This is a genomic window from Variovorax sp. P4_B11, from assembly GCF_056402355.1.
The window spans coordinates 140896-161750 of record NZ_JBFUHO010000003.1; the positions used below are offsets into that span (position 1 = coordinate 140896).

Genomic DNA, 20855 nt, shown 5'->3' on the forward strand with positions numbered 1-20855 from the left:
CGACACGAAGTGCGGGGCAACCTGGGGGCGAGCCTATAGCGGCAAGGTGTCGAAGGCCGCGTAAGCCGTTGCCAGCCAGGTCTTCACGCGCTGGCGCTCGAGCAGCCCGAGCGCGTGCGGGCCTTCGCGGTCGTTGACCGCCTTCCAGAAGCTCGTGTTGCGCGCGTCGATCTTGCGCATGCTGGCATCGTGCAGCCGGGGCAGGGCGATGACGCGGGCACCATGGACGGTCGCCTTGCTCAGAGACTGCGATGCGAGCAGCAGGCCGAAGTCGTTGCCGCGGCCGTAGTTCTGCACCACGATGTAGTTCGGCTGGTCGCCGAAGGTGTCGATCAGCGTCCCCAGCAGGTCGCTCGAATCCTTGCCGTCGTCGAGCACATGCCAGAAATTGACCGCCACCCCGAGTTCGGCGAAGACGTCGAACAGGTCGGATTCCTTGATCCAGCGCGACAGGGGGGCCAGCGTCTGGGCCGCCAGGTCGACGATCACGCTCTGCTGCGGGTTGGTTTCGAATCCGTTGACCACGGTGTCCAGACCCTCGAAGCTGTCGACCACCACCGGCGAGGCAAAGCCTTCATAGAAGCGGGTGAAAGAGCTGTGCGAACGGTCTGTGTCGAAGCCCACGAAGGGCCGGCTGTGGTCGATGAAGTGCTGCGCCAGGACCCGCGCCGTGACCGATTTGCCGACACCGCCTTTTTCGCCGCCGATGAAATTGATGGAGCTCATGAGGTTCCTGCCAGAGTGGGGTGAAAACTGCGAATCATTCTAGGGGGCCGGATTGCGCGCAGCGCCACGCGGCCGAGTCGCGGGAAAGCAGTTGGTTTGCACAATTTATTATGCAAATAGGAAAATTGCTCATTTAATAGATCAAAATTTGATTTTTGGCCCGGTATCGCACAAAATGCTTAGCATATGGAAGATATGCACAACATAGTGCGCATGACGACCTTGGCCAGCATCGGCGGATTCCTGCGCCAGGCGCGCAAGGATCGCGCCATGACCGTGTCGGAACTGGCGACCCGGGCTGGAATCTCCCGAAACACCCTGGGTGCACTGGAGGCAGGGCGGGGCAACGTCGAGCTGAACACGCTGCTGGCACTGCTCCGGTGCCTGGAACTCGAGATGCAGTTCCTTCCGCTGTCGGTGGCCGACCTGGCCCGATTCGGGGCCGACACCAAGCCCACGGGTCTGCAGGACGAGGTGAGCCGCCTGATGCAGACACCGCCGCGGCGGCGCCTGCCATGAGCGCCGCCCGGCCGCCCGAAGGCGCTCGCACCGCAGTGCGAAGCACGGAGGTTGCCTTATGAGCGCCGCCCGGCCGCCCGAAGGCGCTCGCACCGCAGTGCGAAGCACGGAGGTTGCCTTATGAGCGCCGCCCGGCCGCCCGAAGGCGCTCGCACCGCAGTGCGAAGCACGGAGGTTGCCTTATGAGCGTCGTCCGTTCGCTGCGCATCCGGCTTGGCAAGACCGACGTCGGCTCCCTGTTCGGACTCGACGACGGCCGGGTGTACTTCAGGTTCGACGATGCCTATGCGAAGAATCCGTCGCGACCCGTGCTGTCGCAGCTCTACGTGATGGCGCCGGCCACCGAGGGCAGCGCCGAAAGGGTGTCACACGCCCTTGCCGAGGCCGAGGCCGAGGCCGCCACGGTGGCCCAGTTGCTGGACCCGGCGCTCGACGTCAACCGCGGCGATGGCAAATTCGGTCTGCCGCCCTTCTTCCAGAACCTGCTGCCCGAAGGGCCGCTGCGCAAGCAGCTGATCGCCGACCTCGGCCTGCAGGTCGACGACGAACTGGGGCTGCTCGCGGCCTGTGGCGGCGACCTGCCGGGCGATGTCCGCGCAGACGCGGAAACACTCGACGAGCCGGCCCTGGGCCGATTGATCGGCCAGAGCCGCGACAGCTACGAAATGAGTTCCGGCCAGATCCCGACGCCGCAGCAGACCTCGATTTCGGGTGTCCAGCCCAAGGTGGCGCTGGTGGCGGGCGGCGGCCCGGGTCGCTATGTGATGCGTTCGAGGCAGTCGGACCGCAGGCATTTCATCGGCAAGCTGCCGGCCGGCGAATACGACCGGCTCCCCGAAGTGGAATTCAGCGCGCTGACGCTGGCGGCAGCGGCGGGCGTGAACACCTGCGAGTTCTCGCTCGAACCTTTGTCCGCGATTGCCGACCGGCTTCCCTATGCGCTGCAGAACGACGAGCGCAAGTTCCTGCTGGTGTCGCGTTTCGACCGCGACGCGCCCACCGACACGGGGCGCCTCCACATGGAGGATTTCGCCCAGGTCACGGGCACGCCGTCGGAATACAAGTACGCCGGCACCTACGCCGCGATCGGCCTGCTGCTCAAGCGCCGCTCGGCCAGGGGCGAGGCCGACGTGGCTGAGGTTCTGCGCCGCATCAAGGTCTCGGAGCTGCTGGGCAACTACGACGCGCATCTGAAGAACTTCAGCCTGATCTATCCGGCCGGGCAAGCCAGGCCCGAGCTGTCGAAAGCCTACGACATCGTTGCCTACGGTGCGTACTTCATGGGCTCGGGGCACGGCCTGAAGTTCTTCCCGCAGCAGGCACCGCGCACGCTGCTGACACCCAAGACGCTGCGCGAGCTCGCCAACATCTGGGACATTCCGGAAAAGCAGTTGCGCGAGGTGGTGGCGCACTGCGTCGACCGGGCGATGCGCAGCTGGCCAGGCCTGCTGCGCACGCTGCCGTTGTCCGCCGCGCATCGCGCGCGGCTGGTCGAGCACATCCAGGCCGACGCGAGTGTCGTGGCCTGGCGTCGGCGCCACCCGGACGCGGACGGGTTCGACCCCGCCCCCACGCTGCCTTGGGGCGGGCCGGCGCCGGCCTGATTAGGGCCTGTTCACACTATTTCCGGGGATCGCGTTGCCGGGCCAAGGGGCTGGATGCAAGGCGCCCGCGCGCAGCAAGGCTTTCGCCTTGCAAGCGSGGGCAACGCCGCAGACGGCCCCTTGGCCCGGCGACCCGCAGGCCTTCGCGACCCCGGAAATAGTGTGAACAGGCCCTACTTCGGCACCATCGAAAAGAACGGCCCGAGGCTCCCCAGGAACCAGTTCTGGCTGAAGTCGAGCGCGGCGCGGCGGTACCGCTCGTCGGCCTGCGCCGCCAGCAAGTCCAGCCGGGCCACCACCTTCGACAGTTCGCGGTCGACCAGCAGGTTGCGGCCGCGCTCGCTGATCTCGGTGGCCAGCAGCAGCGGCTGGCCGTCGGGGCCGGTCTTCGAGCCGATCAGCCAGAGCGAGATCTCGAAGTTGCGCGCCGCCCGGAAGCTGTTCTCGGCGCTGACCGCGTCGAGCATGTTCTGCTCCCAGGTGTTGCCGTTGGCCTGCTTGAGCAGCGCCGCCCAGCCGACCACCAGCGCCGCGACACGGTCGCCTTCGAAAGGCTTGGGCGCGGTCTCGAAAGCCAGCCGGATGGCGTCGATGCCGTAGGCGCCCTGCAGCTGGGGCAGCGGCGTGTTGTTCGAGATCGCGTCCCAGGTGCGCTGGATCGCCTCGTCGGCGCTGCCGCACCATTTGCGCCATTCGCGCGGGTTGCGGCGGTAGAGCGAGAGCTGCACCCGCCGCACCGACTGCAGGTTGTCGCGCAACGCGAGGTTGGCGATGCGATTGGCGCCGGTCTGGAGCCATTCCTTGTTGGCGTAGGGCTCGGCGCGATCGGTCGAGGCGCAGCCCGCCAGCGCCAGGACCGCCACCCCACCGCCGATGAGCCACGCGCGGCGGCCGAGGGGCGGGGAAGGAGGGGAAACGCGCATGGTCTGCACGTTATCATCCTCGCCTCAGGTGGCGGCTTGGCCTGGGGGTGTCAGCCGCCGGAATCTGCTTACAAATCAACACCTTGGCACCCAACCTTGGCAAAACAACTGGCTTAGGGCCGACCTGACGTGCGTCTCAATTCCATCAAGCTCTCGGGCTTCAAGTCTTTCGCCGAACCCACCAATTTCCTTCTGCCCGGCCAGCTGGTCGGGGTGGTCGGTCCCAACGGCTGCGGCAAGTCGAACATCATGGACGCCGTGCGCTGGGTGCTCGGCGAATCGCGTGCCTCCGAATTGCGCGGCGAGTCGATGCAGGACGTCATCTTCAACGGCACGACCACGCGCAAGCAGGCCAGCCGGTCGAGCGTCGAGCTGGTGTTCGACAACGCCGACCACCGGGCCGGCGGCCAGTGGGCCCAGTTCGCCGAGATCGCGGTCAAGCGGGTGCTGACGCGCGACGGCAATTCGAGCTACTACATCAACAATCAGCCGGTGCGCCGCCGCGACGTGCAGGACGTGTTCCTCGGCACCGGCCTCGGTCCGCGCGCCTACGCGATCATCGGCCAGGGCACCATCAGCCGGATCATCGAATCCAAGCCCGAGGAACTGCGCCTGTTCCTCGAGGAAGCCGCCGGCGTCTCGAAGTACAAGGAACGCCGCCGCGAGACCGAGAACCGGCTCGGCGACACGCGCGAGAACCTGACGCGCGTCGAGGACATCCTGCGCGAGCTCAACAGCAACCTCGAGCGGCTCGAGAAGCAGGCCGAGGTGGCGGCGCGCTACAACCAGCTGACCGGCGACGCGACGCGCAAGCAGCACCAGCTGTGGTTCCTGAAGCGCAGCGAAAGCGAGGCCGACCAGGCCAAGGTCAAGGCCGATGCCGAGAAGGCCATCAACGACCTCGAGTCGCGCACCGCCGACCTGCGCCACATCGAGGCCGAGCTCGAGACCATCCGCCAGGCCCACTACGCGGCCGGCGACCACGTCAACCAGGCCCAGGGCAAGCTGTACGAGGCCAGTGCCGAAGTCGGCCGGCTCGAGGGCGAGATCCGCTTCGTGGTCGAGGGCCGCCAGCGGGTCGAGCAGCGGTTGGTGCAGCTGCGCGAGCAGATGGCGCAATGGAACGCGCGCCGCGAGGATGCCGAAGCCGAGATCGAGACGCTGGCCGGACAGGGCGTGAACGCCGAGGAGCAGTCCGAATTGCTGGCCGCCCAGATCGAGGAGCACGACGCCCGCATGCCCGAGCTCGAGGACGCGCAGCAGCGCGCCCAGGACGAGGCCAACGCGCAGCGCGCCACGGTGGTCCAGGTGCAGCAGCAGATCCAGGTGCTGGCCGCCGATCAGCGCAACATCGAGGAACAGAGCCGCCAGCTCAACCAGCGCGCCGAGCGGCTGCGCACCGACCAGAACGCGCTCGCGGCGCCCGACGAGGCCCGCCTGCGCGACCAGCAGGAGCAGCTGGCCATGGCGCAGGAGGCCGCCGCCGAATCCGATGCCCGCCTGCAGGAACTGCAGGAAGCGGTGCCGCAGCTGGACGACGACCGGCGCACGCGGCAGCAGGCCGTGAACACCGAAGGTGCCCGGCATGCGGAACTCTCGGCCCGGCTGGAGGCGCTCAAGGCGCTGCAGGAAAAGGTCAAGACCGACGGCAAGCTCGCGCCCTGGCTGGCCAAGCACGGACTCGAGAGCCTGCAGGGCCTCTGGAGCCGGATCCACATCGAGCAGGGCTGGGAGAACGCGCTCGAATCCGCGCTGCGCGAACGCCTGGGCGCGCTCGAAGTCAGCCGGCTCGACATGGTCCGGGCTTTCGGTGGCGATGCGCCGCCCGCCAAGCTGGCCTTCTACTCGCCGCCGATGGCGGCCGTGCCGCAGGGTCCGTCGACGCTGCCGCGCCTCGCGGACCTGCTGCGCCTTGGCGATGCCGGCCAGCAGGCGCTGCTGGCCGAATGGCTGCACGGCTGCTTCACCGCCGCGACGCTCGAGGAGGCACTGGCGCAGCGCGACAAGCTGCAGCCCGGTGAAGTGATCTACGTGCAGAGCGGCCATGCGGTCACGGCCCACAGCGTCAGCTTCTACGCCCCCGATTCGGAACAGGCCGGCTTGCTGGCGCGCCAGCAGGAAATGGAGAACCTGGAGCGCCAACTGCGCGCCCAGACCCTGATCGCCGACGAGTCGCGCACCGCGCTGGCGCGCGCCGAGGCGGCGTACGGCGATGCCGCGCAGCGGCTGGTCACGGCGCGGCGCGAGGCCGCCGAGACGCAATCGCGCGCGCACGAACTGCAGGTCGAGACGCTGCGCCTGTCGCAGCTGGCCGAACAGACGCGGGCCCGCAGCGAGCAACTGTCCAACGACCTCGGCGAGGTGACGGCCCAGCTCGAGGAACTGCAGGAAAGGCGCGTCGCCGCCGAGTCGCGCTTCGAAGAGCTCGACATGCAGCTGGCCGACAGCCAGGAGCGCCACGCCCAATTGGACGAACGGGTCATCGAGGCCGGCCGCGCGCTGACGGCCAGCCGCGAACAGCACCGCAGCCTGGAACGCCAGGCCCAGGAGGCGACCTTCGCGCAGCGCACCCTCGAAGCCCGCCGCGCCGAGCTGAGCCGCGCGATCGAGACCGCCACGCAGCAGACCGTCGCCTTGACCGACGAAGACGAGCGCGCACGCGCCGAACTCGGACGCCTGTCCGACGCCGCGGCACAGGCCGGCCTGCAGGATGCGCTGTCGCTCAAGCTCGAGCGCGAGACCGCGCTGGGCGCGGCGCGCAGCCAGTACGACGACCTGACCCTCAAGCTGCGCGCCAGCGACGAACGCCGGCTGCAGCTCGAGCGCGAGCTCGACCCGCTGCGCCAGCGCATCACCGATTTCCAGCTCAAGGAGCAGGCCGCCCGGCTGGGCTTCGAGCAATACCAGCAGCTGCTGGCGGACGCCGAGGCCGATCTCGAGGCGGTCGCGCTGTCGATCGAGACCGACAAGGTGCGGCTGACCGGCCTGCAGAGCGAGATCGATCGGCTCAACCGCGAAGTGGCGGCGCTCGGCGCGGTCAACCTCGCAGCGCTCGACGAACTGGCGGTGGCCAGCGAGCGCAAGACCTTCCTCGATGCCCAGTCGGCCGACCTCAACGAGGCCATCGGCACGCTCGAGGACGCGATCCGCAAGATCGACGCCGAGACCCGCGACCTGCTGGGCGGCACCTTCAAGATCGTCAACGAGCATTTCAGCCGGATGTTCCCGGAGCTGTTCGGCGGCGGCAACGCCAGGCTCATGATGACCGGCGACGAGATCCTCGACTCCGGCGTCCAGGTGATGGCGCAGCCGCCGGGCAAGAAGAACCAGACCATCCACCTGCTGTCGGGCGGCGAGAAGGCGCTGACCGCGATCGCGCTGGTGTTCGCCATCTTCCAGCTGAACCCCGCGCCGTTCTGCCTGCTGGACGAAGTGGACGCGCCGCTGGACGACGCCAACACCGAGCGCTATGCCAAACTGGTCACAGCCATGAGCCGCGAAACCCAGTTCCTCTTCATCAGCCACAACAAGATCGCGATGGAAATGGCCGAGCAGCTGATCGGCGTGACCATGCAGGAGCAGGGCGTCTCGCGGATCGTCGCGGTCGACATGGAATCGGCCGTGTCGATGGTCGAGGCGGCTTGATGACCCCCACGCTCCTCACTTCGTGTGTCGCTGCCCCCCGAGGGGGCCGCAGGCCGCCTTGGGGCGGCCCGGCGCCGGCCTGGATGCCCCCCACGCTCCTCACTTCGTGTGTCGCTGCCCCCCGAGGGGGCCGCAGGCCGCCTTGGGGCGGCCCGGCGCCGGCCTGGCCCCCCACGCTCYTCACTTCGTGTGTCGCTGCCCCCCGAGGGGGCCTCAGCCGCCTTGGGGCGGCCCGGCGGCGTCTGAGCCGGTGCGGTCCATGAGCAATCTCACCGTCGCCCTCGCCATCCTCGGTGGACTGGTTCTTGCCACCGTGGTCGGCTACAACACCTGGATGTCGCGCCGCAATGCGCCGAAGCAGCCCGATGCGCCCGACAGCGCGCCGGCCGAGGCCGAAGCCGGGCCCCAGGGCGAACTCGAACCCGTGCTGCACATCGATCCGCACCAGGTGCCTGGCCACGAACGGCATGAGCCCCTGTTCGACCCCGATCTGCCGGCGCCGACCGCGCTGGCCACGCCCTCGTCCGAGCGGCGTGGCGGCCTCGATCCGCTGATCGATGTGATCGCCCCCGTGTCGCTCGATGGCCTGGCCTCCGGCGACGCCGCGATCGCGGCCATGCCTGCGACCCGGCGTGCCGGCAGCAAGCCGGTGGCGGTCGAGGGGCTCAACGAGTTCACCGGCGAATGGGAGCCGGCGGTGGCCGGCCAGCGTTACGGCGCTTTCCAGGTCGGTGTCCAAATGGCCAACCGCACCGGTGCGCTTAACGAGATCGAGTACTCCGAGTTCGTGGTCAAGGCCCAGGCCTTCGCCGACGCGGTCAATGGCGCGCCGGAGTTTCCGGAGATGCTCGACGAGGTGGCGCGGGCCCGCGAGCTCGACCAGTTCGCCAGTTCGCACGATGCGCAACTGAGCTTCGTGCTGCGCGCGCGCCATGCGGCCTGGAGCCCGGGCTACGTGCAGCAGAACGCCGCGCGTCTCGGCTTCGTGGCTGGCCTGATTCCGGGCCGCATGGTGCTGCCGGCGGGCGAGCACGGGCTGCCGCCGATCCTCGGACTGTCCTTCGACACCCAGGCCGCGCTGGCCGACGATCCGGCGCAGTCGGCGATCCGCGAGCTGACGCTGAGCCTCGATGTGCCGCAGGTCGACCGCACCGAGCGGCCCTTCGAGCGGATGCGCGAGGCGGCGGCTGCGCTGGTGCGCGAGATGGACGGCGTCGTCACCGACAGCGACGGCCAGCTGCTGCGCGATGAAACCATGGACGTGATCGGCGTCGACCTCGAACAGCTCTACGACACGCTCGATTCGCGCGATCTGTCGGCCGGCTCGCCGCTGGCGCGTCGATTGTTCAGCTAGCCGGAGATTCCCATGACGACGCGTGAAGACGCGGTGAAGGAAGCCGCCGCGCTGAGCGAGCAGCTGCACCGCCATGCCCATCTCTACTACGTGCTCGATGCGCCCGAACTGCCGGACGCCGAGTACGACAGGCTGTTCCGGCGCCTGCAGGCCCTGGAGGACGAATTCCCCGCGCTGCGCACGCCCGATTCGCCGACCCAGCGCGTCGGCGGCAAGCCGCTCGACGGCTTCGCCAAGGTGCGCCACAAGGTGCCGATGCTGTCGATCCGCACCGAGACCGACATCACGCCCGCCGGCGCCAGCGCCTTCGACGCGCGGGTGCGCAAGGAGCTGGGGCTGGCCGAGGACGGGCCCCAGGTCGCGTACGTCTGCGAACTCAAGTTCGATGGACTGGCGCTCAACCTTCGCTACGAGAACGGCGTGCTGGTGCAGGCCGCGACCCGTGGCGACGGCGAGATCGGCGAGGAGGTGACGCAGAACATCCGCACGGTGCAGCAGATTCCGCTGCGCCTGCGCGGCGAGGCATCTGCGATTCCCCCGGTGGTCGAGGTGCGCGGAGAGGTCTACATGCGGCGCGATGATTTCGACGCCCTCAACGAACGCCAGCGCGAGAAGATCGCCGCCGGCCAGAAGAACGAGAAGGTCTTCGTCAATCCGCGCAACGCAGCGGCCGGTGCGGTGCGCCAGCTCGATCCGGCGATCGCCGCCCGGCGGCCCCTGAGCTTCTTCGCCTACGGCCTGGGCGAGGTGACGCCGCCCGAGCAGGGCGGGCCGGTGCGCCCGACCCAGTTCGATTGGCTGCAGCAGTTCAGCGCCTGGGGCTTTCCGGTGGCGGCGCAGACCGCGCGGGCCCGCGGCGCGATCGAGCTGATCGCCTTTCACGAGACCATCGGCCGCCAGCGCGACGCCTTGCCCTACGACATCGATGGCGTGGTCTACAAGGTCGACAGCCTCGAGCTGCAGCGGCAGCTGGGCTTCGTCTCGCGCGAGCCGCGCTGGGCCGTGGCGCACAAGTACCCGGCGCAGGAGCAGCTCACCGAGGTGCTGGCGATCGAGGTCCAGGTCGGACGCACCGGCAAGCTGACGCCGGTGGCCAAGCTGGCGCCGGTGTTCGTCGGCGGCGTCACGGTGACCAACGCCACCCTGCACAACGAGGACGAGACCCGGCGCAAGGACGTGCGCGTGGGCGACACCGTGATCGTGCGGCGCGCCGGCGACGTGATCCCCGAGGTGGTCGGCGTGCTGCCCGAGAGCGCGGCCCGGCCCGAGGCCGAGCGCGGCCCGGTCTTCACGATGCCGCACCAGTGCCCGGTCTGCGGCTCGGATGCGCTGCGCGAGGAGGGCGAGGTCGACTACCGCTGCACCGGCGGCCTGTTCTGCGCCGCGCAGCGCAAGGAGGCGATCCTGCATTTCGCGGCCCGGCGCGCGCTCGACATCGAGGGCCTGGGCGACAAGCTGGTCGAGCAGCTGGTCGACGCCGACCTGATCCGCACGCTGCCCGATCTGTACAAGCTCGGCTTCACGACGCTGGCCGGCCTGGAGCGCATGGCCGACAAATCCGCCAACAACATCGTCAAGGCGCTCGAGGCGTCGAAAAAGACCACGCTGCCGCGCTTCCTGTTCGGCCTCGGCATCCGCCACGTCGGCGAAAGCACGGCCAAGGACCTGGCGAAGCATTTCGGCAAGCTCGACGCGATCATGGATGCGAGCGAGGAGCAGCTGCTCGAAGTCAACGACGTCGGGCCGGTGGTGGCGACCAGCCTGCGGACCTTCTTCCATCAGCCCCACAACCGCGAGGTGGTCGAACAGCTGCGCGCCTGCGGCGTGCACTGGGAAGAGGGCGAGCCCGCCGTCCGCGCACCCCGGCCACTGGCGGGAAAGACCTTCGTCATCACCGGCACGCTTCCTACGCTGAGCCGTGACGAAGCGAAGGAAAAACTGGAGGAAGCCGGCGCCAAGGTGGCCGGTTCGGTGAGCAAGAAGACCGACTACGTGGTGGCCGGCGCCGAGGCCGGCAGCAAGCTCGACAAGGCGCGCGAGCTGGGGGTGGCCGTGATCGACGAGGCTCGGATGCTGGAGATCCTCGCGCAGGGTCTATCCTGAGCTTTCGCGTTTCCCCGGTCAACAGCCGAGCTCGGCGGCCGTTGAAAGGCCAGATTGCTCAGGAGGTCCAGATGAAGCGATTTCGTTCTGTGTCGGCCGCCATCGCCGGGGGCGTCACCGTCATGCTGGGCGGCTGCGTGGTGCCTGGGCCTTACTACACCGGCTACACCGGCGCGACCTATCCGTACTACGTCGAACCGGGTCCGGTCGTCGTGTCGCCGTCGCTGTACGTCGGGGCCGGCTACGGCTGGGGCGGCTACTACGGCTGGGGCGGCTACTATGGGCGCCCGGCCTACTACGGCGGCTACCGCTACAACGGCTGGCCCGGCTACTACGGCCACGGGGGCTCCTACGGTCGTCCAGGGTATTACGGCCGTCCTGGCTATTACGGCCGCGCCGGCGTTTACGGTCGCCGATAGGGCCGACTCGGCGCATCCTCGGATCCCGGCCGCCACGATAATCCCGCGATGGCCCTCCGCGAAATTCTCAAGATGGGCGACCCCCGGCTGCTGCGCGTCGCACAGCCGGTCGCCGCCTTCGACACCGACGAGCTGCACCTGCTGGTGCGCGACATGTTCGAGACCATGCACACGGTCAATGGCGCCGGCCTCGCGGCGCCGCAGATCGGCGTCGACCTGCAGCTCGTCATCTTCGGCACCGACACGGTGAACCCGCGCTACCCGGATGCGCCGGTCGTGCCGCGCACGGTGCTCTTGAACCCCGTCGTCACGCCGATCGGCGACGAGGAAGAGGAGGGCTGGGAAGGCTGCCTGTCGGTGCCGGGCCTGCGCGGCGTGGTGCCGCGCTTCGCCAGCATCCGCTACACCGGCTTCGATCCCTATGGCGATCCGATCGATCGCAGCGTGAGCGGATTCCATGCCCGCGTGGTCCAGCACGAGGTCGACCACTTGCTGGGCAAGCTGTATCCGATGCGGATGCGCGATTTCTCGCGTTTCGGCTTTACGGAGGTCCTGTTTCCAGGCCTCGATGCGGGCGAAGACGACTGAGTCAGTTGTACTTGCCGCTGGTGCCGCCGACGCTGAAGCGGCCGGCGCCCAGGAAGGCCACAGCGAGCGCGGCGAACAGGAACATGCCTTGCAGTTCCAGCGCCCAGCCGCCGGTCTTGCCGATGACCCAGAAGTCCTTGAAATGCACGAGCCAGATGGCGACCAGCATGTTGATGACCGTGATCCAGGCGGCAGGGCGCGTGTAGATGCCGGCGATCAGCAGCACCGGCGCCAGGATCTCGCCGATGTAGACCAGGTAGGCGAGCGCGCTCGGGAGACCGTGTGCGCTCAGCATGCTGGCGACGAAGCCGACACCGCTGCTGAGCTTGGAAATGCCATGGAGCAGGATCAGGATGCCCAGGGCCAGTCGCAGCACGAGCTTGCCGGTGTCATCGGAACGGATCATTTGAAATACCTTTCGTTGCTAAAAACAGGCGCGATTGTGGTCGATCCGAAAGTCGATTTGGGGAATGTGCGCCCGACGAGCGGTTCTTTGGCAGACTTGCGCGCCGCCCCGTAAACTGCCCGCTGCCGTCATTTCGAAGACAGAAGAAGAGGATCACCGCATGAATTCACGCATCCGCCCGGCGCTCGCCGCCGTCGCCGCCACCCTGGTTTTCGCTGCCGCCCCGGCCCTGGCCGGCAAGACGCTCGACGCCGTCAAGCAGCGTGGGACCGTCAAGTGCGGCGTGACCAATGGCGTGGCCGGTTTTTCGGCGCCCGACACGCAGGGCAACTGGTCGGGCCTGGACGTCGACACCTGCCGCGCCATCGCCGCCGCCGTGCTCGGCGACAGCAAGAAGGTCGAGTTCGTGCCGCTCAATTCGCAGCAGCGCTTCTCGGCGCTGCAGGCCGGCGAGATCGACATCCTGGCGCGCAACACCACCTGGACGATGACCCGCGATGCCTCGCTTGGCTTCCACTTCACGACCATCACCTACTACGACGGCCAGGGCTTCCTGGTGCCGAAGAAGATCAAGGTGACCAGCGCCAAGCAGCTCAAGAACGCCACCATCTGCACCCAGGCGGGCACCACCAACGAAAAGAACGTGGCCGACTGGTTCAAGGCCCAGAACATCCCGGTCAAGACGGTGGTGTTCGAGAGCTTCGAGGCCTCGTTCAAGGCCTTCTTCGCGGGTCGCTGCCAGGCCTTCACGACCGACACCTCGGCGCTCGCGGGCCTGCGCAACAAGGAGGCGCCGAACCCCGACGACTACGTGATCCTGCCCGAGCTGATCTCCAAGGAGCCGCTGGCGCCGCTGGTGCGCCGCGGCGATGACGAATGGTTCGCGATCGCCAAGTGGGTGCCCAACGCGCTGATCGAGGCCGAGGAGTTCGGCATCACCCAGGCCAACATCGACGAGCTCAAGGCCTCCAGCAAGGACCCGGCGCAGCAGCGCCTGGTCGGCAGCGGCGACGATCTCGGCAAGCTGCTGGGCCTCGACAAGGACTGGTCGTACCGCGCGATCAAGGCGGTGGGCAACTATGGCGAAGTGTTCGAGCGCAACGTCGGGCCGAAGTCGGTGCTCCAGCTGCCGCGCGGCTCGAACAACCTCTGGAACAAGGGCGGATTGATGTACGGATTGCCGGTGCGGTGAGGGCTGCGCGTCGGGCCGCTCCCAAGCAAGCTCGCACCGCAGTGCCGAACGCGGAGCTTGTCCCGTGAGCGCCGCACAGCCGCCCGGGCGGCGCCGTGCCGTCTGGCTGGCCTGGGCCCTGCAGGCCCTGCTGATCGCGGCGATCGCGTTCGGCGTCATCTGGCTGGTCCTCCATGCGCTCGAAACGCTGCGCAGCCGCGGCGTGCATTCGGGCTTCGATTTCCTGCTGCAGCCGGCCGGCTTCGAGATCTCCGAAGGCTGGCTCGATTTCGATGCCGGCCAGCCCTTCTGGCGCGCCTTTCTCGCCGGCCTGATCAACACCGTGCGGGCGGCGGTGCCGGCCGCGGCGATCGCGGTCGCGCTCGGCACGCTGATCGGCATCGGCCGAATGGCGCCGCACGTGCTGGTGCGCGGCCTCTGCGGCGCCTATGTCCAGACGCTGCGCAACGTGCCGCTGCTGGTTCAGTTGCTGATGCTGTACTTCGCGCTGACCCAGTTGCTGCCCGATTCGACCGAGCCGCTCGAACTGCTGCCGGATGTCTGGCTCAGCAAGGGCGGGCTCGCGCTGCCCTGGCCGGTGCGGGAAGAGGGCGCCTTCTGGCCCAGCCGGCTCGAATGGCCGGAGCGCGGCGGCTTCAACGTCAGCGGCGGCGCGGCGCTGAGCCCCGAATACCTGGCGGTGGTGATCGCGCTCGCGCTGTACACGGCCTCCTTCGTCGCCGAGATCGTGCGCGCCGGCATCGCCTCCGTCGCGCAGGGCCAGAAGCTGGCGGCCCAGGCGCTCGGCCTCACGGGATGGCAGCAGTTGCGCATCGTGGTGCTGCCGCAGGCACTGCGCGTGATCGTCCCGGCACTCACCAACCAGTTGCTGAGCCTGACCAAGAACTCCTCGCTGGCGGTGGCCGTGGGTTACCCGGAACTGGTCTCGGTTGCCAACACCTCGCTCAACTCGACCGGCCGCGCCTTCGAGTGCATCGCGGTGATCATGGCCGTGTACCTCGGGCTCTCGCTCGCGATCTCGTGGGCCATGAACCGCTACAACGCGCGCGTCGCGCTCAGGGGCTGGCGATGAGCGGCGTGGCGCGGCCGACGACCGCCTGGCGCAAGGAGCTGTGGGGTTCGCCGCTGCGCGCCGCCTTCACCCTGGCGCTGCTGCTGCTGTTCGCCTGGGCCGGCTTCCATGCCCTGGAGTGGGCCGTCCTGCAGGCCGTCTTCCGTCCGGAAGCGCAGGCTTGCCGCGCCGTGCCCCATGGCGCCTGCTGGGGCGTGATCGCCGAGAAATGGCGGCCCATCCTGTTCGGCCGCTATCCCTACGAGGACCAGTGGCGACCGGCGGTCGCGGTCATGCTGCTGTCGCTGACCACGCTGCTGAGCGCCTGGCCGCGCAGCTGGCGCTGGTGGCTGCTGCCGCTGTGGGTCGTGTCTCTGGGCCTGTTCGTGGTGCTGATGCGCGGCGGCGTCCTGGGGCTCGAGGCGGTCGCCACCAACCGCTGGGGCGGCCTGCCGCTGACCATCGGCCTGGCGGTGGTCGGCCTGGCGCTGGCCTTTCCGCTCGCGCTGCTGCTCGCGCTGGGCCGGCGCTCGCAGTGGCCGCTGATCCGCACGCTCTGCGCCACCTACATCGAGCTGGTGCGCGGCGTGCCGTTGATCTCGGTGCTCTTCATGGCCTCGTTCCTGCTGCCGCTGCTGTGGCCCGCGGGCTGGCAGCCGGACGTGCTGGTGCGGGTGCTGGCCGGCCTGACCCTGTTTGTCGCCGCCTACCTGGCCGAGATCATCCGCGGCGGACTGCAGGCGGTGCCGCACGGGCAGGTCGACGCCGCGATGGCGCTCGGCTTCGGCCGCTGGCCGGTGCAGCGCGACATCGTGCTGCCGCAGGCGCTGCGGCTGGTGGTGCCGGCCTTGACCAACAACGTGGTCGGCACCTTGAAGGACACCTCGCTCGTCACCGTGGTGGGGCTGTTCGAGCTGACCGGCGCGCTGGGCCTGGCGCTGGGCGGCGACCCGACCTGGCGGCCGTTCTACCTCGAGGGCTACCTGTTCATCGCCGCGGTGTACTGGGTGCTGTGCTTCGGGCTGTCGCGCTACAGCGGCTGGCTGGAGCGGCGGCTCTCGAGCGGGCACTGAGCCGTCTCGTCGACAGCTCCGAGATTGCATTTGTGCGTCTGTTGTACTAACATGACGCACGTTTCAAGGGGACCGCCATGACCACTGCCGCTCGTTCTTCCAGGCTTGGGCTGCGAGCCACCCCGCAGCAGGAGACCGTCCTGCGCCGCGCCGCGGAGGTCAGCAACAAGTCGATGACGGAGTTCATCCTCGACAGCGCCTACCAGGCGGCCGAACGGACCCTGCTCGACCAGCGCTTGTTTCTGGCCACGAGCAGTCAGTCGCAGGCCTTGCTGTCGATGCTGGATCGGCCCGAACAGGACAACCCCGGCCTGAAGGACCTGCTCTCGCGACGCGCTCCCTGGGACACCTGATGGCATTCGGTGCTCCGCAGGCGCTGGACGCGAGCCATCGCCTGGAAGCGTTCGACTGCGGCAAGCCTTCGCTCAACGATTGGCTGGTACGACACGCGCGCCAAGCGCAGGCCAGCGGCTCTGCCAAGACCTACGTGGTCGCGCAGGGCGCACGGGTCGCCGGCTACTTCAGCCTGACGGTGGGACAGATCGACACGCTGGATGCGCCTGATCGTGTGCGCAAGGGCATGGGGGCCTTCCCGATCCCGGTGATCATCCTGGCCAGGCTTGCCGTTTGTGCGTCCGATCAAGGACGGGGCGTTGGCGTCGGCATGCTCCAGGACGCCATCCGACGCACGCTCCTCATCGCCGATCAGGCCGGCGTCCGGGCCATGCTGACCCACCCCATCGACGAAGAAGCCGAGCGCTTCTATCTTCGATTCGGTTTCGAGCCGTCGCCGGTTCGTGAGCAGCAGTTGCTGCTGCTCCTCAAGGACGCGCGCCGATGGATATCGAATGCCAACCAGATCTGAGCCCGGCGCCCTGAGGCTCAAGGTGTCGAATGGGTCCCGAACGGGTTCGACGCACCGATCGCCGGAAAGTCGACGAAGGCCTGGCTGCAGTCGAGGATCTTCGACGGATCCTCGGTGCGTGCGGAGGCGCCGCTGACGACGATGTTGTTGGCCGTCGACGCGGCGATCGGCAGGTTCACGTCGCTGAGCGTCAGGTTCGCATCCGAGGCGATCACCGAGATCAGCGCCGGGTCGTCCGCCAGCACGTCGGTCATCGTCATGCCCAGCGGGTGGCCCGGCAGATAGCCCGTCGGAATGGCCGGGGTCGGCGTGAAGTAGCCGCCGGTGCCGGCCGCGAAGCCCTGCAGCTTGACCATCGCGCTGCCCATGATGCGCACGTTGGCGAGCGAGATGTCGTGGAAGTTCGGCACCTTCGGCCCGGTGCCCGGCAGCGCCTTGGTGCTGTAGTAGGGGGTGAACAGCAGGGCGTTCTGCGCATCCTTGATGCAGATGTTGCTGTAGTCGATGTTGCTGACCTCGCCGCCGCGCGCGTAGTCCGACTTGATGCGCAGGCCTTCTTCCGAATCCTGGAAAGAGTTGTCGTAGACATGGACGTTGGTGACGCCGGCATTGGTCTCGCTGCCGATCGAGATGCCGTGGCCCCAGTAGATGTGGTTGTGCGCGATCACGATGCCGTGGGCGCGGTCGCTTCGCTTGTCGCGGTTGCCGTCGATGCCGAAGCCGACCGGGTTGGGGTTGTTGCTGCCCTTGAGGGCGATGTCGTCGTCGCCGGTGCTCACGTAGTTGTAGGCGAAGACGAAGTTCTTCAGATAGCCGTCGAACGAGACCTTGGCGGCCGAGGTCGTCTTGCTGCCGGTCGTCAGCGCGCTGGCCTTGGCGCTGGCGGCGGAGCCCGGGTCGAAGGCGTCGGTGTTCTTGACGTTGTCGGCGTTGTAGGTGGCCCCGGTATAGAGCGGATTGCCGTTGCCCGCCGGATTGGCGAAGGCGGCGAGCGAGGGTGTCTGCACCTTGACGCCCCAGACGGTCAGGCCGTCGACGCCGCTCGGCACGACGTGGAAGTTGGCGCTGTTGTTCAGGCTGATCTTGTAGAGCGTCAGGTTCTTCGCGTAGTTGAACACCATCATGCGGAAGTTCGATTGCGAGCCGTAGCCGGTGGTCCCGTTCTGCACCATGTTGCCGAGGTAGGCGAGGTCCCACCAGGTCATGTTGCGCGTCGACGACTTGGAGTCGACGAAGGTGCCGCCGTTGTCGCACGGCGTGCCGTCCGCGGCCTGGCGGTTGCTGGCCTGGGCATAGGCGGCGTAGGTGTTGGAACAGCTCTGGTCCACCTTCATCAGCGGATACAGCGGGTCGGAGGTGACGATTTCGGCGTAGGCGCGGCTGTCGATCGCGCCTTCGCCCACCACGGCCGAGTTGATCAGGTAGTCGCCGCCGATGAGCGGGAGGCAATTGCCCGAACTGCCGGCCTGCGTCGCGCTGACGGCGGTGTTGGCGCAGTACTTGGCCGGCGTGGTCTTGGGCAGGTAGGCCATGACGTCACGGGTGGCGTACAGGGTGGCACCCTTGTCTATCCAGAGGGTCACGCCGGAGGGCAGGGTCAGCGGACCGGAGATGAAGCCGTTGCCGGCCCCGCTGCGGTTGACCACCAGGCGGACGGCGAATTGCGGCGCCTTGTAGGCCGGCTTGGCCAGTTCTTCGCCGGAGACGCCCGCGATATTGATGTTCGGCAGCGCGGCGGCTTTCTGGCTCGCGGTGGCGCTGGCGTCTGCGGCGGCGATGGCCGCGCCGACGGCCGCATCGACCGCGGCACCGCAGGCATCGAGCGCGGCCTGGATCCGCGCCTGGTCCGGGTTGGCGCTGGCGACGTTGACCGCCACGCCGACGCCGGCGGTGGACGGATCGGCCTCCGGCGGCAGGGCGCCGTCGGGGCGCCGGACCAGGTTGTTGCTGGCCTCGAGCGTGGCGCAGACCTGGGCGTCGGTGGGCAGGGCCGGTTCGGGCGGCAGCGCGGGGTCGAAGGTCGTGGTGCCGACCTGGAACACGCTGGGCTTCGGCGTCGACGCCGAGGCCTGCGCTGTCGAAGCCGCGGCCTGGCTCGCGGCCGGCGCCTGGCTCTGGCCGGCGGCGGGGGTGCCGAGCGCGGCGGCGCCGTTGCTGCTGCCGCCGCCGCCGCAGGCTGAAAGCAGTGCCGCCGTGAGCAGCGGCAGCGCGAGAACGGTGGCGCCATGGCGCCGGATCGATGCTTGTCTCATGGTCTTCTTTCCTTTCGTCGTGGGATGCAATTCGATGGGCGCTGCTCAGCGCGGGTCGGCGACCGTGGTGTTGAGCGTCTGGCCTGCGATCAAGGTGTTCACGAGCGTGACGTCGTGCACGTTGTAGGCATAGATGGGCCCGGCCACGGTGGCGCTGGCGGGGCCGCTGGCGATCGGGCTGCCGAAATCGCAGTCGACGATGCGGACCGCCTCGATGGCCGGCACCGCCGGTGTCGGCGCCGGGCCGTTGTAGTCGAAGGCCACCGGACCCTGCGCCACGATCGCCTGGAAGCAGGAGCCGGTCTTTCCGGCCAGGGTCACGTTCTTCGCGACCACGTTGGAGATGTTGATGTTCTGCAGCAGTGCCGGACGGGTCCGGATGGCGTCCTTCGAAGGCTGGTAGTCGCAGTCGAAGGTGATGATGCCGCCCTGCGACGCCGACGGGTTGCTGTCCGCCGCGCTGCTGACGCCGATCGGTACGTTGGCGTTGACCGGACTGCCCGGCAGCATGCTGCTGCCGTAGCCCGCGCCGCTCAGGCTGACGCCGTTGGGCAGGGTCACGCCGTTGACATGGAAGTCCTTGACGTAGCCGCCGCGGTTCATGTTGGTCTTGATCCGGATCGCGATGTTCAGCGAATTCGTGGCCCAGAACTGATTCAGCATGGCCAGGTTGCGGCAGTAGACCTTCTCGATGCCGCCACCCATTTCGCTGCCCAGCGTGATGCCGCCGTGGCCGCTGTTCATGGTGCAGTTCTGGACCACGTGGCGGATCGCCGGGCCGTATTCGTTGTCGAGGTTCTTGCCCGACTTGACGGCGATGCAGTCATCGCCGGTGTTGAACACCACGTCCTCGCAAAGCACGTTGTCGCAGGCGTCGGGATCGAAGCCGTCGTTGTTGGGGCCGATGCTGTTCACCGTGACCTTGCGGATCACCACGTTCTTGCAGTCGGTCGGATGGTGTTGCCAGAACGGCGTGTTCTGCGTCTGGTAGCCCTCCATCAGCACGCCGGTGCAGCCCAGGAACTCGACCATGCATGGCCGCAGGTAGTGGCCTTTGCCGAAGATCCGCTGTTCGATCGGCACACCGGCTTCCGACAGCGCCGGCAGGTAGTTCTGATCCTGCTGCCAGGGCGTGACCGGATTGGTCAGCAGCGCGTAGAGCGCGTCGGAAATGCCGGGCGCGGCGGTGCGCAGGTCGACATTGGCCGCATTGCTGCTGGCTTGCGAGGGCGTGCTCGCGTTGACCACGCCGTAGACGCCGGTGTTGCCCTTGAAGGTCCACCAGCAGGTGCTGGTGTTGCCGGTGCCGGCGAAGGGCGTCATCGCCTGGCCGTTGAAGACCGAGCTGTCGCCCTCGCCGGTGACGGCGATGCAGCTCTGGTTGCGGGCATAGATGGGCGCGCCGTAGTTGAGGCAGTCGTTGGCCTGCCAGCGGCCGTAGTAGAGCTTGCCGTTGGCGCCGCAATCGATCGGGCCGTCCTTGGCATAGTCGGCCGGGTCGGGGCTGAAGTAGATGGTGCAGTTCTGGCTCAGGTGGAAGTTGACGTTGCTGAGCAGGACGATCGGGCCGGCGCAATACCAGTTGCCCGGCGGGACCACCACCCGGCCGCCGCCCGCGGCATTGCAGGCGGCGATCGCCGCCAGGAATGCCGGGCGGGAATCGAAGGAACCCGGCGCATGGGTGGTGTCGGCGCCGACGCTCAGGGGCGACTTGCTCGGGTCGGTGTACGGATTCGGTGCCGCCACCGTGCCGCAGGTCTGGGCGCCATATCGGGTGACCGGGAAATCGACGGCCGCGAACATCGAGGTGTTGATGCCTTTGAGGGAGTCGATGATCTGCGTGCCCAGGCCGGAAGGGCCCCAGATCGGATCCTCGGCCGGCGCCACCGGTGCCGGGGCGACTGGCGCGGGTGCCGGGGCTGGGGATGGGGCCGGGGCCGGGGCTGCGCTCGCCGGAATGAATGCCGATCCGTTGCCGCCGCCGCATGCGCTCAGGAGCGTGCTGCCGGTGGAGGCTGCGGCCAGCGCGATGAAGGCCCGTCGCTGGGGGGAGGGCAGGCCCGGCGCCGGGCACGGGGTCGATCCGATTTCTTCGATGCGTGTGTTTTTCATGGGGTGTCTCTCTGGGAAGTTGC

General features: G+C 68.2%; 17 protein-coding genes. 12 read left to right on the plus strand and 5 right to left on the minus strand.

Annotated elements, in window-relative coordinates; translation table 11 throughout:
- Nucleotides 1-33: 33 nt before the first annotated feature.
- A complete protein-coding gene (locus AC1DYD_RS04695; RefSeq protein WP_478171578.1) occupies nucleotides 34-726 on the minus strand; it encodes a P-loop NTPase family protein in 693 nt (230 codons plus the stop codon).
- Between the two features lie 213 nt (nucleotides 727-939).
- Between AC1DYD_RS04695 and AC1DYD_RS04700 the strand changes: the two genes are divergently transcribed.
- Both AC1DYD_RS04700 and AC1DYD_RS04705 read left to right on the plus strand, forming a co-directional pair.
- On the plus strand, nucleotides 940-1245 hold the full coding sequence (locus AC1DYD_RS04700; RefSeq protein WP_478171579.1) for a helix-turn-helix domain-containing protein: 306 nt from the start codon (nucleotides 940-942) through the stop codon (nucleotides 1243-1245).
- Nucleotides 1246-1427: 182 nt separating this feature from the next.
- Nucleotides 1428-2849 carry a type II toxin-antitoxin system HipA family toxin gene (locus tag AC1DYD_RS04705; protein ID WP_478171580.1) on the plus strand — a complete coding sequence of 474 codons (1422 nt, stop codon included), beginning with the start codon at nucleotides 1428-1430 and terminating at the stop codon, nucleotides 2847-2849.
- A gap of 173 nt (nucleotides 2850-3022) precedes the next feature.
- Here AC1DYD_RS04705 and AC1DYD_RS04710 read toward each other — a convergent pair whose 3' ends face one another.
- On the minus strand, nucleotides 3023-3772 hold the full coding sequence (locus AC1DYD_RS04710) for a hypothetical protein (RefSeq protein ID WP_478171739.1): 750 nt from the start codon (nucleotides 3770-3772) through the stop codon (nucleotides 3023-3025).
- Nucleotides 3773-3901: 129 nt separating this feature from the next.
- Here AC1DYD_RS04710 and smc point away from each other — a divergent pair, with 129 nt between their 5' ends.
- The 5 genes from smc to def all read left to right on the plus strand — a co-directional run bounded on the left by smc (nucleotide 3902) and on the right by def (nucleotide 11881).
- Nucleotides 3902-7417 carry a chromosome segregation protein SMC gene (smc, locus tag AC1DYD_RS04715; RefSeq protein ID WP_478171581.1) on the plus strand — a complete coding sequence of 1172 codons (3516 nt, stop codon included), beginning with the start codon at nucleotides 3902-3904 and terminating at the stop codon, nucleotides 7415-7417.
- Between the two features lie 259 nt (nucleotides 7418-7676).
- The gene (locus AC1DYD_RS04720; protein WP_478171582.1) at nucleotides 7677-8771 is read left to right on the plus strand and encodes a cell division protein ZipA C-terminal FtsZ-binding domain-containing protein; all 1095 of its coding nucleotides are present in this window, start codon (nucleotides 7677-7679) and stop codon (nucleotides 8769-8771) included.
- A gap of 12 nt (nucleotides 8772-8783) precedes the next feature.
- Nucleotides 8784-10874 (plus strand): NAD-dependent DNA ligase LigA, encoded by a 2091-nt coding sequence (gene ligA, locus AC1DYD_RS04725; protein WP_478171583.1) that lies wholly within the window; start codon nucleotides 8784-8786, stop codon nucleotides 10872-10874.
- Between the two features lie 71 nt (nucleotides 10875-10945).
- Nucleotides 10946-11293, plus strand: coding sequence for a hypothetical protein (locus AC1DYD_RS04730; protein ID WP_478171584.1), 348 nt, complete (start codon nucleotides 10946-10948; stop codon nucleotides 11291-11293).
- A 48-nt stretch (nucleotides 11294-11341) separates the two neighbouring features.
- Complete coding sequence (def, locus tag AC1DYD_RS04735; protein ID WP_478171585.1) at nucleotides 11342-11881, plus strand: peptide deformylase; 540 nt, start codon at nucleotides 11342-11344, stop codon at nucleotides 11879-11881.
- A gap of 1 nt (nucleotide 11882) precedes the next feature.
- On the opposite strand, the gene AC1DYD_RS04740 is transcribed toward def, so the two are convergent.
- A complete protein-coding gene (locus tag AC1DYD_RS04740) occupies nucleotides 11883-12287 on the minus strand; it encodes a DoxX family protein (protein ID WP_478171586.1) in 405 nt (134 codons plus the stop codon).
- A 160-nt stretch (nucleotides 12288-12447) separates the two neighbouring features.
- Between AC1DYD_RS04740 and AC1DYD_RS04745 the strand changes: the two genes are divergently transcribed.
- The 5 genes from AC1DYD_RS04745 to AC1DYD_RS04765 all read left to right on the plus strand — a co-directional run bounded on the left by AC1DYD_RS04745 (nucleotide 12448) and on the right by AC1DYD_RS04765 (nucleotide 16468).
- Nucleotides 12448-13479, plus strand: a complete 1032-nt coding sequence (locus AC1DYD_RS04745; protein WP_478171587.1) for an amino acid ABC transporter substrate-binding protein — start codon at nucleotides 12448-12450, stop codon at nucleotides 13477-13479.
- A gap of 64 nt (nucleotides 13480-13543) precedes the next feature.
- The gene (locus AC1DYD_RS04750; protein WP_478171588.1) at nucleotides 13544-14551 is read left to right on the plus strand and encodes an amino acid ABC transporter permease; all 1008 of its coding nucleotides are present in this window, start codon (nucleotides 13544-13546) and stop codon (nucleotides 14549-14551) included.
- Nucleotides 14548-15603 (plus strand): amino acid ABC transporter permease, encoded by a 1056-nt coding sequence (locus AC1DYD_RS04755; RefSeq protein WP_478171589.1) that lies wholly within the window; start codon nucleotides 14548-14550, stop codon nucleotides 15601-15603. The genes AC1DYD_RS04750 and AC1DYD_RS04755 overlap by 4 nt, the downstream gene beginning before the upstream one ends.
- 77 nt (nucleotides 15604-15680) lie before the next feature.
- Nucleotides 15681-15956, plus strand: a complete 276-nt coding sequence (locus AC1DYD_RS04760; protein ID WP_478171590.1) for a type II toxin-antitoxin system TacA family antitoxin — start codon at nucleotides 15681-15683, stop codon at nucleotides 15954-15956.
- The gene (locus tag AC1DYD_RS04765) at nucleotides 15956-16468 is read left to right on the plus strand and encodes a GNAT family N-acetyltransferase (RefSeq protein ID WP_478171591.1); all 513 of its coding nucleotides are present in this window, start codon (nucleotides 15956-15958) and stop codon (nucleotides 16466-16468) included. The genes AC1DYD_RS04760 and AC1DYD_RS04765 overlap by 1 nt, the downstream gene beginning before the upstream one ends.
- Nucleotides 16469-16485: 17 nt before the next feature.
- On the opposite strand, the gene AC1DYD_RS04770 is transcribed toward AC1DYD_RS04765, so the two are convergent.
- Together AC1DYD_RS04770 and AC1DYD_RS04775 are read right to left on the minus strand one after the other, a co-directional pair.
- Nucleotides 16486-18720: a glycoside hydrolase family 28 protein gene (locus AC1DYD_RS04770; RefSeq protein WP_478171592.1), complete on the minus strand. Its 2235-nt coding sequence runs from the start codon at nucleotides 18718-18720 to the stop codon at nucleotides 16486-16488.
- Between the two features lie 45 nt (nucleotides 18721-18765).
- Entirely contained in the window at nucleotides 18766-20832 is a 2067-nt protein-coding gene (locus AC1DYD_RS04775; RefSeq protein ID WP_478171593.1) for a glycoside hydrolase family 28 protein, read from the minus strand.
- Nucleotides 20833-20855: the final 23 nt, after the last annotated feature.